We start from the raw sequence: 12,866 nt of genomic DNA, 5'->3' as shown, positions 1-12,866 counted from the left end.
TCAGGACCCGCTCGGCGGCGAGGTCATCCGGCAGCCCGGCCCGCCTCGGCGAGGTCGAGGAGCAACCCCCGTGCGGGCTCGTGCACCAGCGCCGCCCACCCCGTCCACACGTCGTGCTGGCCCTCGCGGACGAGCATCCGCCGCGCGTCGGCGTGCGCGGTCGGCTGGAGGACCGCCGCCGCGACGTGGGGAGCGTCCGACTCCGGCAGGGCCCGGTCGGCGGCGCGCCGCAGGATCCGGAAGGCCGCTCGCGGGATCTCGTCACGACCCGCGCGCAGCTGGGCGGTGACGCGCTCGAGGTCGGCGGGCGGCGTACCGACTCTCAGGAGGTCGATGCTGGGCACGTCGGTGACGAGCTCGAGGTCGGTGCGCATGAGGTGACGCTCGACGAGCCTGCCCTCGGCGAGGGCCTCGGTGACTCGCGCCCACGGCTTCGGCGCCTCGGCCACGTCGCGGGCCACGCGCTCGGGCACGGCGATCGGTGGGGCGTCGAACATCAGGAGGTCGTCGACCCCACTGGGCACCAGCCGCCCAAGGACCCATCCCCCACCCGACTCGCCGACGGTCGCCCGGGCGCCCAGGTCCAGCACGTCGGTCCACGACCCGGCGGCCAGGTCCTCGACGCGCAGCAGCCCGCCCGGCTGGGGGACGCCGATCCCGTACCCCCTCAACGGGGCCCCGACCCAGGATCGTGCCAGCGCAGCGTGCTCGGCGAGGCGCCCCGTGGCGAGCTCGTCGACGAAGCGGTCGAGCCCGGCGAACTCGTGGACGAGGAGCTGGTGGAACAGCCAGGACTCGGAAGCCACCCGTGCGAACACCTGCACCGGGTCGCCGCCGTTGGCGTGGCAGTCCGCGAGCTGGTCGTCGTGGAAGGTCTCGAGGACGTACTTGAGCGCGAGTCGCTGGATCTTCCCCGTGTCGGTGTCCTGGTCCTCGCAGCGGATGGCCTGGTAGGCGATCCAGCGCGCCCACACCCAGTCGGGCAGGTCGTCGCCGAGCGAGGCGAGCTGGGTCAGCAGCACGTTGTGCCGGCTCCGCTTCTTGAAGGCGGGGACGGAGGCGTGCAGCTCGAGCGCGCGGGCGGCATCTCCGGACCGCTCGGCAGCGAGGGACTGCGTCACGAGGTCGACGTGGGCGGCGGTCATCTGGTCGGCGACGCGCGGCAGCCGGCGAAAGCCGGGAGTGGTGTTCCGAGACATGTCTCCACCCAAGGCCGCGGCAGACGGACGCCACAAGCCACTCGGCCGGATCTGTGGAGAACCCGCAGCCCTGTGGAGACCCGTTCGCCAGACGCCCTCGACGGGGGCAGGCTCGGCGCCATGTTCGAACCAGTGCTGACGACCCAGACCCAGGTGGAGGACGCGTGGCGCGAGCTCATGGGCCCGTGGAGCTTCGGCCGCCACAGCGTCTGGATGATGCTCGTCGTCGACGACCGTCCCCTTCCGCAACTGACCGAGATCTCGGAGTGCGAGGAACCGCCCGACGCCGCCCACGTGGACGGCCTCGCGGAGATCCTGCACAGGCTGGACCGCGAGGTGGCGCCGGGGGTCCGCGTCGCGTTCCTGCGCTCGCGTCCCGGCAAGGGCACGATCACCGACACCGACCGCGCTTGGGCGAGGAGCCTGTACGCCGCCGCGCGCCGCGCCGGCGTGCCGTGCGAGGTCGTGCACCTCGCCACCCGCGGCGAGATCCGCCCCGTCCCCGCCGACGTCGTCGGGATCCGGTAGCCGCCACTACGCTCGCGACATGCGCGCTCCGGACGGCCCGATCGCCCTCGTCGACCGGGCCGCATCGCTCCTCGAGCGGCCGGGTCGGGTGGTGCTCGGGATCGCGGGCTCGCCGGGAGCCGGCAAGTCCACGGTCACCTCGTCGCTGCTGTCGGCGTTGGCGTCGCGCCTCGGCCCGGACGCCGTCGGCCACCTGCCGATGGACGGGTTCCACCTCGCCGACGCCCAGCTCGACCGTCTCGGGCTCCGCGACCGCAAGGGTGCGCCGGAGACCTTCGACGTCGACGGCTACGTCGCCGCCCTCCGGCGGTTGCACGACGAGCCCGGCCGCACGCTCTACGCGCCGGGCTTCGAGCGCGACCTCGAGCAGCCCATCGCGGCCGCCATCGCCATCTCCCCGTCGGTGCGCCTGGTGGTCACCGAGGGCAACTACCTCTTGCTGCACAGCGGCGGGTGGGAGCGCGTACGCCCGCTGTGCGCGGAGGTGTGGTTCGTGGAGGTCGACGACGACGTACGTCGCGAGCGGCTGGTGCGGCGGCACGAACAGTTCGGCAAGTCCGCCGACGCCGCCCGCGCATGGGTGGAGGACGTCGACGAGCCGAACGCCGCGCTGGTGGCGTCCACGCGCGACGCGGCCGACCGGTTGGTGGATGCAGTCTCCCTCGGTGGTTGAGGTGCGAGCGCACTTAGCCGCTGGTTGAGGTGCGAGCGAAGCGAGCCTCGAAACCCTCGACCGTTCAGTCGCCGATCCCCGCCGGCAGCACGGCGTACGTCGTGGCGCGAGCGAGGCGGGCGTCGACGGTCAGCACCCGGATGCCCAGCTGGTGCGCGAGCTCGACATAGAACGCATCGGCCACCCGCAGCCGCGTCTGCCGCCTCCACGCACCGGGCAGCAGAGTCGGGAGCTCGTGGCGGACGAGCGGGGCATCGGCGAAGGCGCTCACTGCCCGACCCGCCGCGGCCCTGCTGATCGCGCCGGCACGATGCAGGCGGGCCAGCGCAGACGCGACCTCTACGTCCACGTGAGCCGGCGCGTGCAGCCGGTGGCCGGCGAGCGCCGCAGCGCTGGCAGTGGCACCGGCGCCACCGATGACGAGGTCGACCAGCACGGAGGCGTCGACCACCCAGCCGTCAGCCGGCGGCACCGAAGTCGTCCCGCGCCTCGTCGAGCGCGGCCAGGACGTCGTCGAGGGCGACCTCGGTCGGCCGTCGAGGAGCGACACTCGCGAGCCAGGCGTCCGTCTGCTCGACCGCCAGAGCGGCGGCGATGGCCTGCTGGGTCAGCGCCGACACGTTGAGCCCCGCCTCACGACTGCGAGCGGCCAGCTCGTCGGGGACGTAGACATTGATCCGGGCCATACACACACGCTACACACTTCCTGCTCATCCTGCGTCGAGTCACCGGTCGACGTCGAGCACCGCGAGGTCGGCGGCCGCGATCCCGGCGGCCCAGCCCTCACCGTTGCTGACGCTCGCCGACCTGCCGACGGTGTGCGGCACGAGCCGATCGAACTCCTCGGCGACCTTGACCTCGTGCGAGCGCAGCACCGGGAGGAGGTCCACCTCGCCCGCGCGGGCAGCGGCGAGGTTGTTCACGGCGGCCAACCGTTGCCCGATGCGGGTGGCGTAGGCGGTCAGGAAGGACTGACGGAAGGACCTGGTGCGGGTGGTCCCGGCTCGGTCGGATCGGCGTCCGTGGCGCAGCATCGCCGCGTCGGCCTGGACCAGGAGTGACGTGACCAGCAGCTCGAGCGCGTCCAGGTCGTGCGCCGCCCCCACGACCACGCAGAAGCCCCACCGCTCGGCGCTCGCTGCCCGGCACCGGTTGGCCGACGCCACGACGGACACCAGGGCTGCCTTCGCCCGCAGATAGGGCGCGTCCAACCAGAGCCGCCGGACCTGAAGATCACTGCGGCCGCGGGCCGCGCCGTCGGCCACGAGCCGGTCCAGGGCATGTCGTGAGATCAGCTCCTGGGCCTTGGCGGACAACGCCTCGGCCTCCTCGTCGAACTCGGTGGACTCGGCCTTGGCCAGCAGCGCGCGCACCCGTGCGAGCTTGGGATGCTCGGGGCCGTCCTCCGGACGAGTGGCGGCGACGGCGTCGGACAGCAACGGCGCGTGGGTCAGCAGCGCGGCCACCCCCAGAGCCGACTGCAGGGCTTCGTCCGCCCCGAGCAGCAACGCGGGCTGGGAACCGATCCGGTCCACCGCCGACTGCCACGCGTGACCGCGCGGGTGCTGGCCGCAATCCTCGTGCAGGGCGGCGGCGAGGGTCGGGACGTACGCCGGGCTCAGGTTGCGACGGACCAGCTCGGCCAGGTCCGTGGGCGACCAGCCGCCGTCGGCCACGGCTCTGACCACCCGGACGAGGAGGTCGCCGACCACGGTCTCGACCACGTGGCGCGGGTGCGGCGCGACGCTCGCGACCAGCCGTTCCGCGACGCTCGCCAGCTCGGCGTCGGCTAGCCGCTGCCGGCCGAGGCGGCGTACGGCGGCATGCACCTTGGCCTCGACGACGTCGTACGCCGTCTCGGCGTCCCAGCTCTCAGCCCCGGGCGGATGGAAACCGCCCGGCGATCCTGCCTCGTGGCGATCGCGCGCCTGCTTGCGCTGCCTTGCCGCCCTGCGCTTCCTGTTGTTGACGCCCATCCGTGTCCCCCTTCGTGGTCCGACGGACGCTACGACTCACCGCCGACATCGGGATGCCGACCGGTGGAGGTCATCCACAGGTCCGGCTGCCGCGACCCGATCAGGACCTTCGCCCCACACCCCGGGGTCCCATCGCCCCTGCCGGTCGGCCGTCGGCACGACGACCCTCGAGGTGGAGCGAGCGCGCTCCCTCGGTGCAGATCGCGCCGCGCCAGACCACAGAGGAGCACGCCATGAAGGCTGCCGTCGTCCCCACCCTCGGAGCACCGCTGGAGATCCGCGACGTGCCCGTCCCCGCACCCGGTCCCGGCCAGGTGCTCGTCCGCATCGAGACCTGCGGGCTGTGCCACACCGACATCCACGCGGCCCGCGGCGAGTGGCCGGTCAAGCCCAAGGACCAGCTCGTCCCCGGACACGAGGGCGTCGGGATCGTCGAGTCCGTCGGCGAGGGCGACCTGCCGGTCGCGGTCGGCCAGCGCGTCGCCCTGCCCTGGCTCGGCCAGGCGTGCGGCCACTGCCGCTACTGCGTCGACGGCTGGGAGACGTACTGCACCAGCCCGTCCTACATGGGCTACACGATGGACGGCAGCTACGCCGAGTACGCCGTCGCGTGGGCCAGCCACGTCGTGCCCGTCCCCGACGGCGTCGACCCGATGGACGCCTCGCCGCTGACCTGCGCCGGAGTGACGACCTACAAGGCGCTCAAGGTCGCGGACCCGAAGCCGGACGAGACCTGCATGGTCGTGGGCATCGGCGGCCTCGGCCACCTCGGCCTGCAGTACGCCCGCATCTTCGGCACCCGCACCGTCGCCGTCGACGTGCACGACGACAAGCTGCAGCTGGCCAAGGACCTCGGCGCCGACCACGTGATCGACGCGCGCGGCGACCAGGCGGCTCAGCTCGCCGAGATCGGCGGCGTCGACATCGCCCTCGTGACGGTGCCGTCGCCGGCCGCGATGCGCGCCGCGCACGCCGCCCTCAACCCCAACGGCCGTCTCGTCCTGGTCGGCCTCCCGGCCGACAACCGCCTCGAGCTCCCCGTGTTCGAGACCGTGCTCAAGGGCATCTCGATCATCGGCTCGCTGGTCGGCACCCGCAACGACCTCGCCACCTGCTTCGACCTCCACGCCCGCGGGCTGACCCGTGTCGTCACTGCGAGCCGCAAGCTCGACGACGTCAACGCGTGCTTCGAGGAGGTGCTGGCCGGGGAGGTGCCGGCGCGGCTGGTGTTCGACATGCGGTGACCGCGACTGGTCGCGACTCCCGGCGACCGTCGGCTGCGTTTACCTGGTTGAACGCTGCGTTCAGGCCACTGAACGCCTCGACCCCTTCTCCCGTGGCGGCCCCCACCACACCCTTGGTGAGGGCTCGCCCGCAGGGGGCGGCCGGCAACCGTGGGGAAGGCAAGTCATGCAACGAACGCACAGGCGGACCGGGGGGTCCACACGAGCGAGCCGGCGGGGACGCCGGGCGCTCGCGCTGGTCAGCGCGAGCGTCCTGGCGGTGCTCGCGGTGCCCACCGCGGCCCAGGCAGACACCGTGTCCAACACCATCGTCGCGGGCGGCAGCCCGAGCGTGGTCGCAGGCGACACGACGACCATCGGCTACACGATCACCAACCAGAACAACCGCGACGGCGACGTCCAGAACAACTGCAACCCCGCGGACTCCACGCCCGCCACGCTGACCGTGGTCAAGCCGGCGGCCGTGACCGTGGCCCCGGCGTCACGCGTGTTCACCGGCTGCACGACGCAGTACTTCGACTTCTCCTCCACGATCCCGGGGACCTACGCGATCTCGGTGTCGGTCAGCGACGCCGGCACCGGCACGTACGTCACGAGCAACGCGAGCTTCACCCTGACGGTCACCAAACCCGCCGTCGTGAACACGGCTCCGAGCGTCGCCATCGCCAACGTGGCAAACGGATCGTCCTACGAGTTCGGCAACGTGCCGGTCGCACGCTGCAACGTCACCGACAAGGAGGACGGCAACAGCTCCTTCGACGCCAGCCTGACGGCGATCTCCGGCGCGCGTGCCGCCGAGGGCCTCGGCAGCCAGACCGCGTCCTGCAACTACACGGACACCGCCAATGGTGGCGGCCTGAACGCCAAGGCCTCCGCCACCTACACCATCGTCGACACCCGCAAGCCGCTGGTCACCGCCGTCGCGCCCGACCCAGTCGAGGCAACCGACGCAAGCACCCCGGTCGAGTTCACCGCGAGTGCGTACGACGCGGTGGACGGGGACCGCCCCGTGACGTGCACGACCTCCGGCGGAGCGTCGTACGCCTCTGGTGACGGATTCCCCGTCGGCACCACGACGCTCTCCTGCTCCGCCACGGACAAGGCCGGCAACACCGGCACCAGCGACCCGTTCGACGTGGTCGTGCGTGACACCACGGCTCCGGTGGTCACCACCTCGGCGAACCTCGTCGTCGGCAACGACGACGCGACCGTGACCTACGAGGCCGCCACCGCGAGCGACCTGGTGGACGGCGAGGTCGCGGCGAGCTGCCTGCCGGCCTCCGGCGCGACCTTCGCACTCGGCACGACCGTCGTGACCTGCTCGGCGACCGACAAGGCGGGCAACGAGGGCACGGAGACGTTCACCGTCGAGGTGCAGGACGTGACCAGGCCGGTCGTCACGGTTCCGGCGAACCGGACCGCGGAGGCGACCGGTCCGAACGGCGCGACCGTGCACTTCGACGCGGCCACCGGCGAGGACGACGTCGACGGTGTGGTGGACGTGACCTGCAGCAAGGCCTCGGGCACCGTCTTCCCCCTGGGCACGACGACCGTGACCTGCTCCGCCACCGACAAGGCCCGCAACACCGGCGACAGCTCGTTCACGGTGACGGTCGAGGACACCACGGCGCCTGTCGTGCAGGTCCCGGCTGACATCACCGAGGAGGCGACCTCGGCCGCCGGCGCCCCGGCCAGCTTCTCGGGCACGGCCGCCGACGCGGTCGACGGTGCCGTGAGCACCGACTGCGACCCGGCCTCGGGATCGACCTTCGGTCTCGGCACCACCACGGTGACCTGCACGGCGACCGACAACGCCGGCAACACGGGCACGGAGAGCTTCACCGTGACCGTCGCCGACACCACCGCTCCGAGCGTCAAGGTCCCGGCCGACGAGGTCGCCGAGGCCACCGGCCCGAGCGGCGCCAAGGTCGCCTACGGCGACGTCAGCGCCAGCGACATCGTGGACGGCCCGATGAACCCGAGCTGCACCCAGCCCTCCGACACCGTCTTCGCGCTCGGCACCACCACGGTGACCTGCACGGCGATCGACGCGGCCGGCAACAAGGGGTCGAGGTCCTTCACCGTCACGGTGCAGGACACCACGCCGCCCGAGGTGCAGGCGCCCGCCAACCTGGTGAAGGGGAACGACTCGCCGACCGGCGCGGTGGTGGCGTACACCGGCGCCGCGGCGAGCGACCTGGTGAGCGGGGTCCGTCCGGTGACGTGCTCACCGGCTTCGGGGAGCAGCTTCCCGATGGGGATCACCACCGTCACCTGCAAGGCGACGGACGCCGCGGGCAACACGGGCACCGCGGAGTTCACCGTGGAGGTGCAGGACCAGACCAAGCCGGTCGTCACCGTCCCGGCCGACATCACCAAGGAGGCCACCGGCCCCGACGGCGCCGTGGTGACCTACATGGGCGTCACCGCCTCCGACGACGTCGACGGGCCGCTGACCGCGACCTGCAGCAAGGCGTCCGGCACGGTGTTCCCGGTCGGCACGACGACGGTCACGTGCTCCGCGAAGGACAAGGCCGGCAACCCCGGTGACAACACCTTCTCCGTGACGGTGGAGGACACCACGGCACCCAACCTGACGGTGTCGACCGCCAGGACCGCCACCGCCACCTCGGTCAACGGCGCGGCCGTGACCTACTCCGCACCGTCCGCGACCGACATCGTCGACGGCACCGTGGCGGCCGGCTGCGACAAGGCGTCCGGCAGCGTCTTCCCGCTGGGCAGCACCACCGTGACCTGCACGGCCACGGACGAGGCCGGCAACACCGGGACGGAGAAGTTCACCGTCACGGTCACCGCGGCCTGGTCCGGGATCCTGCAGCCGGTCAACACCGACGGCAGCTCGATCTTCAAGCTCGGCAGCACCGTCGCGGTGAAGTTCCAGCTCACCGGCGCCAGTGCTGGGGTCACCAACCTGCAGGCGAGGCTGTACCTGCAGAAGCTCGGCCCCGTCCCCGCCGGCAAGGAGGTCGAGGCGATCTCGACCTCGGGCGCCACCACCGGCAACCTGTTCCGGTACGACGCCACCAGCGGCCAGTACGTCTTCAACCTCAACACGAAGACGCTGTCCGCCGGCACCTACCAGCTCAGGGTCGACACCGGCGACGGTGTGCTCCGCACGGTCACCATCTCGCTGAAGTAGGAGGCCCCAGCCGCCCCCCGGGGGTGCTGCCTCCAGGCCACGCCAGTGGCCTGGAGGCAGCGGGGCGACACCGGACCGAGGGAGGAAGTCATGGGAGTCGTGCCATCGCCGCGCCGGCTGCTGAGCTGCCCGTCCTGGTGCGTGCTGGACCACGGACGTCTTCCCGGGGAGGACGACGCGGTCCATGTCAGCGGCGCGCTGATGGTGCGTCACGCGGTCCTGCGGTTGTGCCAGCCGCACGACCCGGGCACTGGCGTGCGGGAGGGGCCGTACGTGCTGGTCGGCGCGGAGGCGTACTCGCTCCACGAGGCCGAGGCCCTCATCGACGCGCTGACCCAGCTGGTCGACCGCGCGGCAGACCTCACTCCCCCCTCAGGACCTTGAACGCGCTCGCGCGATCCTTGACACGCAGCTTGCGCAGGACGCTCGACACGTGCACCCGCACGGTCGTGGGCGAGAGGAAGAGCCGCTGGGCGACCTCGTCCGTGGAGAGCCCGTCGCCGAGCAGCTCCATCACCTCCCACTCGCGCCCGCTGAGCCTCGCCGCGGCGCGGGACCGGCGCACGAACCGCGGCGTCGCCGGTGAGCGGAACTCCTCCATGATCCGGCTGACCATCCGTCGCGACAGAGGGGACTCACCTCCGAGCGCGCTGCGGAGCTCGTCGACGAGGACAGCCGGGTCGGTGTCCTTGAGCAGGTAGCCAGAGGCGCCCGCTCGCAGCGAGTCGAAGAGGTCGGCGTCCTCGGCGGAGGCGGTGAGCATGACGACCGCGGTGCCGGGCAGCGTGCGGGCGATCTCGCGGGCGGCGGTGATGCCGTTGCCCGGCATGTGGATGTCGAGCAGCGCGACGTCGGGCCGGTGCTCGGTGGCCAGCGCGACCGCCTCGTCCGCCGATGCGCCCTCGCCGCAGACGACGCATCCGCCGACCTCGAGGGCCTCCCGGATCCGCGTGCGCATGCGGGCGTGGTCGTCCGCCATCACCACCCGGATGGGCTCCTCGCTCACCAGGTCACCTCCACCGTCGTGCCGCGGCCGGGCTCGGACGTCACGGTGCAGGCGCCCGGCAGTCGTTGGGCACGCTCGCGCATGCTCGTCAGCCCGTAGCCGTTGCCGTACGCCGCTGTCGCCACGTCGAAGCCGCGACCGTCGTCCTGCACGAGGAGGCGGCCGCCCGCCGGCGTCGCCTGGAGCGTCACGCGGACGCAGTCGGCGCCCCCGTGCTTCAGGGCGTTGCCGACGGCCTCGCGGACGATGCGGGCGAGCCCGTGCCGCTGGTGCTGGTCTGCCTGTACCGAGTCGTCGAGCTCGACCACGACGCGGGCGCCGTGCCGCTCGGCGACGTCCCGGGCCGATCGGTGCAGGGCGTACCCGAGGGGCTCGTCCGCGTCCCTGCCGAGCGCCTCGACCGCCGCCCGGGCCTCGTCGAGCGCCCGGTCGCTGGCGTCGAGGATCGACTGCACGGTCGATGCGTCCTCCGCGCCCCGGGACAGCACGCGAGCCTCTGACTTGATCCAGCTCAGCTCCTGGACCACGCCGTCGTGCAGCTCGCGCGCGAGCCGGCGCCGGTCCTCGACGACCGCGAGGTCGGCCCGCGCCGCCCAGTAGCCGCGGATCTCACGGGTCGCGCCCACGAGGAGGCACGCGTACCCGGCGGTGCGCAGCAGGTCTCCGGTGTAGAGCCAGCCGGAGTAGAGCGAGGGGAAGAGGAGGTAGTTGACCCGCGCGAACCCGAGGAGCGCGCAGCCCGGTCCGAGCCAGCGCAGCACCTCTTCACCCCGCTCCCGAGCCTGTCGGGTGAACTGCAGGGACGCGAAGAGCAGGCACGCGGCACCCAGCGCCTGGGCAGCGAGGAACACCGGGTGGCCGTCGATGACGGGACGCTGCGCCGACTCGGGGGGCGTGGCGGTCACGGCCACCGGCAGGTCGTTGCGCAGCAGCCAGACGAGGGCCACCGCTGCCGCTGCCCCCACCAGTGCGACCTGCGACCCGCGGACGACCTGGGTCCGCGTCAGCGACCTTGCCGGGGCGACGGCCGCGACTGCGACCAGGATCGCGGCCGTGGTCCTGAGGGTGACGGGCAGCCAGACGCCGATCGTCTGCCGGGCCGGCTCGGCGAACCGGCTGGCCGACAGGGCGACTCCCAGCGCGACGACGGCCAGGAGCACCAGGCCCACGACCAGCAGCAGGTCCTGCAGACGCGGAGTCCGCCGCAGCCGCCCGACGAGAAGGTAGGCCAGCAGCAGCGCGATGCAGGCGTCGACCGAGTCGAGCATCAGGTGCAGCTCTGGACTGTGGTAGCCGAAGCGCAGGTACGGCGTCCCCAGGATGGCCGCGGTGCACGCCGCACCGGCCGCCCAACCCGCAGCCGTCAGCACGGGCGCTCTCCGCGGCGCCACGCGGGTGGTCGTGCCCCCCACAGGCATGCGCGCACTGTAGGTCGCGCAGGTCGTACGCCTGTCCGTCTTTACCAGAACTGGCCCCAAGGTTGACTGTCCCTTGGATGTGCGGCACCCCCGCGGGTGAGCGGACCCTGACGCCGCGACCATGACGCCTACGTGGTCGAGCCGGACGACCACGCGGGCACGCGAAACGGCTCGTGGCCCCACCAACCCGAGGGGCCACGAGCCGTTGGTTCAGGCGAGCACGCCTCCGATCGCCAGGACGCCTGCGGGGTCGTACGTCCGGCGGGCCCGCCGCAGTCGCGCGAGCGTGACCTCGTCGTAGGCGTCGACGTACTCCTCGGGCGTGAACGTGAAGTTCGGCAGCCGGTGCCCGCCCGCCCAGGGCTCCATCGCGTCGAGGATCGCCGCGGCGTGGTCCTCCACGCCCGGGACCTCCGAGATGCCGACGACGAGCAGCGAGTACGCCGCGTCGCGCGACGCGAACGCGCTCGGGTGCTCGCCCTGGCGGGCGAACGCGCCGCCGAGCTGGCGCACCTCCACCAGGATCTGGGGCGACGCGACACCCGGACCGGTCAGCGCGAGCAGCGCGTCGGCCGCCTCCCGCGGGAAGTCGGCCAGCACGTCGCCGGCCTCGTACGCCGGGGTCGGGTCGAGCGGGTCGGTGTGGACCGAGTCGATCGCGGTGTAGGGCTTGTCGGCCACGTCGTCGAGGATGACGGGCGCGGCCGCCCGCATCGCCGCGAACCAGCGCTCGCCCTCCTCGGCCGAGCCGGTCCACACGTAGCGCACCGACAGGGTCAGCCGACCGGCGAGCATCGGGGGCACGCCGTCCATCTCCGGCAGCTGGAACAACGCGAACGACGTGGTGCCCTCCTCGGGCAGCTCGGCCGACCACGTACGCCAGGCGTCGATGACCGCGGGAGCGTCCGCGCCGTCGAACCACAGCGAGCCGCCGTAGAACCGCGGCTGGTGGACGAGGTCGAACTCGATCGCGGTGATGATCCCGAGCATCCCCTTGCCGCCCCGCAGGGCGAAGAAGAGCTCGGGGTGGTCGGTCGGAGTCACCCGCCGCAGCACGCCGTCGCCGGTGACGACCTCGATGGCGCGGACCCGGTCGATGGCGAGCCCGTAGGTGCGGGCCATCGGGCCCAGTCCGCCGCCGGTGGTGTAGCCGACGATGCCGACGTCGGTGATCGATCCCGACAGCGGCGCCAGGCCGTGGGGCGCAGCGGCCTCGACGACCTCCAGCCACTTCACGCCGGCACCGACGCGCGCCCATCCCTCCTCGGGGTGGAGCGTGACCTCGTCGAGCTCCTTGGTGGTGACCAGCAGCTCGGTGGTGAGGGCGGCCATGGGGCCGTGGCCGGTGGCCTGCGGGGTGACGCGGATGCCGTGCCGGGCCGCGAACTGCACGGCCTCCACGACGTCCTGGGCGTCGAAGGCCGCGAGGACGGCCACGGGTCGGACCGGGACGGCCAGGTTCCACGGCGAGACGAGTGCGTCGTACGCCTTGTCACCTGGCACCGCGACGGTCCCGATGGTGAGTGCCTCCAGCTCCGCGAACGGTACGGCTGCGGGGCTGGTCTGTGCGATGGTCATGCTTCCTCCGTTGGTGTCGTCGTTGACCCGACGAAGGTGCACCCCCACGGTTGAGACGGACTTGCGCCCGACTTGAGACCCGCC

The 12,866-nt window shown here is 72.6% G+C and carries 12 protein-coding genes; 5 read left to right on the top strand and 7 right to left on the bottom strand.

Translation table 11 applies throughout. The features are described from left to right. Positions 1-23: 23 nt before the first annotated feature. Entirely contained in the window at positions 24-1,199 is a 1,176-nt protein-coding gene (locus tag IEZ24_RS00530) for a hypothetical protein (RefSeq protein ID WP_129455257.1), read from the bottom strand. A 120-nt stretch (positions 1,200-1,319) separates the two neighbouring features. Between IEZ24_RS00530 and IEZ24_RS00525 the strand changes: the two genes are divergently transcribed. Both IEZ24_RS00525 and IEZ24_RS00520 read left to right on the top strand, forming a co-directional pair. After that, positions 1,320-1,727 carry a hypothetical protein gene (locus tag IEZ24_RS00525; protein WP_129455258.1) on the top strand — a complete coding sequence of 136 codons (408 nt, stop codon included), beginning with the start codon at positions 1,320-1,322 and terminating at the stop codon, positions 1,725-1,727. Between the two features lie 19 nt (positions 1,728-1,746). Then, complete coding sequence (locus IEZ24_RS00520) at positions 1,747-2,400, top strand: nucleoside/nucleotide kinase family protein (protein ID WP_129455259.1); 654 nt, start codon at positions 1,747-1,749, stop codon at positions 2,398-2,400. Positions 2,401-2,464: 64 nt separating this feature from the next. Here IEZ24_RS00520 and IEZ24_RS00515 read toward each other — a convergent pair whose 3' ends face one another. From IEZ24_RS00515 to IEZ24_RS00505, 3 genes are read right to left on the bottom strand one after another with little or no spacing between them, the layout of a single operon-like run. Beyond that, entirely contained in the window at positions 2,465-2,872 is a 408-nt protein-coding gene (locus tag IEZ24_RS00515) for a type II toxin-antitoxin system VapC family toxin (RefSeq protein ID WP_129455260.1), read from the bottom strand. Further along, positions 2,859-3,086 (bottom strand): type II toxin-antitoxin system CcdA family antitoxin, encoded by a 228-nt coding sequence (locus tag IEZ24_RS00510; RefSeq protein ID WP_129455261.1) that lies wholly within the window; start codon positions 3,084-3,086, stop codon positions 2,859-2,861. The genes IEZ24_RS00515 and IEZ24_RS00510 overlap by 14 nt, the downstream gene beginning before the upstream one ends. A gap of 39 nt (positions 3,087-3,125) precedes the next feature. Next, positions 3,126-4,376, bottom strand: coding sequence for a DUF2786 domain-containing protein (locus IEZ24_RS00505; RefSeq protein WP_129455262.1), 1,251 nt, complete (start codon positions 4,374-4,376; stop codon positions 3,126-3,128). Between the two features lie 233 nt (positions 4,377-4,609). On the opposite strand from IEZ24_RS00505, the gene IEZ24_RS00500 reads away from it, so the two are divergent. The 3 genes from IEZ24_RS00500 to IEZ24_RS00490 all read left to right on the top strand — a co-directional run bounded on the left by IEZ24_RS00500 (position 4,610) and on the right by IEZ24_RS00490 (position 9,164). Continuing rightward, positions 4,610-5,620 carry a zinc-dependent alcohol dehydrogenase gene (locus tag IEZ24_RS00500; protein ID WP_129455263.1) on the top strand — a complete coding sequence of 337 codons (1,011 nt, stop codon included), beginning with the start codon at positions 4,610-4,612 and terminating at the stop codon, positions 5,618-5,620. 259 nt (positions 5,621-5,879) lie between these two features. Continuing rightward, positions 5,880-8,780, top strand: coding sequence for an HYR domain-containing protein (locus IEZ24_RS00495; RefSeq protein ID WP_191192790.1), 2,901 nt, complete (start codon positions 5,880-5,882; stop codon positions 8,778-8,780). Positions 8,781-8,870: 90 nt separating this feature from the next. Then, a complete protein-coding gene (locus IEZ24_RS00490) occupies positions 8,871-9,164 on the top strand; it encodes a DUF6907 domain-containing protein (protein WP_129455265.1) in 294 nt (97 codons plus the stop codon). Here IEZ24_RS00490 and IEZ24_RS00485 read toward each other — a convergent pair. The 3 genes from IEZ24_RS00485 to IEZ24_RS00475 all read right to left on the bottom strand — a co-directional run bounded on the left by IEZ24_RS00485 (position 9,142) and on the right by IEZ24_RS00475 (position 12,782). Then, positions 9,142-9,786, bottom strand: a complete 645-nt coding sequence (locus IEZ24_RS00485) for a response regulator (RefSeq protein WP_207206817.1) — start codon at positions 9,784-9,786, stop codon at positions 9,142-9,144. The genes IEZ24_RS00490 and IEZ24_RS00485 overlap by 23 nt on opposite strands. Then, positions 9,783-11,204 carry a sensor histidine kinase gene (locus IEZ24_RS00480; protein ID WP_165356084.1) on the bottom strand — a complete coding sequence of 474 codons (1,422 nt, stop codon included), beginning with the start codon at positions 11,202-11,204 and terminating at the stop codon, positions 9,783-9,785. The genes IEZ24_RS00485 and IEZ24_RS00480 overlap by 4 nt, the downstream gene beginning before the upstream one ends. Before the next feature lie 210 nt (positions 11,205-11,414). Beyond that, positions 11,415-12,782: an FAD-binding oxidoreductase gene (locus tag IEZ24_RS00475; protein WP_129455268.1), complete on the bottom strand. Its 1,368-nt coding sequence runs from the start codon at positions 12,780-12,782 to the stop codon at positions 11,415-11,417. Between the last annotated feature and the right edge of the window lie 84 nt (positions 12,783-12,866).

The organism is Nocardioides ganghwensis, from assembly GCF_014779655.1.
In the GTDB taxonomy this organism is placed as follows: domain Bacteria; phylum Actinomycetota; class Actinomycetes; order Propionibacteriales; family Nocardioidaceae; genus Nocardioides; species Nocardioides ganghwensis.
This window is presented reverse-complemented; position numbering and strand designations above follow the sequence as displayed.

Bases quoted from the DNA above. Each gene is read 5' to 3' on its own strand.
- IEZ24_RS00530 (WP_129455257.1), bottom strand. From the start codon at position 1,199: ATGTCTCGGAACACCACTCCCGGCTTTCGCCGGCTGCCGCGCGTCGCC.
- IEZ24_RS00475 (WP_129455268.1), bottom strand. From the start codon at position 12,782: ATGACCATCGCACAGACCAGCCCCGCAGCCGTACCGTTCGCGGAGCTG.
- IEZ24_RS00510 (WP_129455261.1), bottom strand. From the start codon at position 3,086: ATGGCCCGGATCAATGTCTACGTCCCCGACGAGCTGGCCGCTCGCAGT.
- IEZ24_RS00525 (WP_129455258.1), top strand. From the start codon at position 1,320: ATGTTCGAACCAGTGCTGACGACCCAGACCCAGGTGGAGGACGCGTGG.
- IEZ24_RS00500 (WP_129455263.1), top strand. From the start codon at position 4,610: ATGAAGGCTGCCGTCGTCCCCACCCTCGGAGCACCGCTGGAGATCCGC.
- IEZ24_RS00505 (WP_129455262.1), bottom strand. From the start codon at position 4,376: ATGGGCGTCAACAACAGGAAGCGCAGGGCGGCAAGGCAGCGCAAGCAG.
- IEZ24_RS00480 (WP_165356084.1), bottom strand. From the start codon at position 11,204: ATGCCTGTGGGGGGCACGACCACCCGCGTGGCGCCGCGGAGAGCGCCC.
- IEZ24_RS00520 (WP_129455259.1), top strand. From the start codon at position 1,747: ATGCGCGCTCCGGACGGCCCGATCGCCCTCGTCGACCGGGCCGCATCG.
- IEZ24_RS00490 (WP_129455265.1), top strand. From the start codon at position 8,871: ATGGGAGTCGTGCCATCGCCGCGCCGGCTGCTGAGCTGCCCGTCCTGG.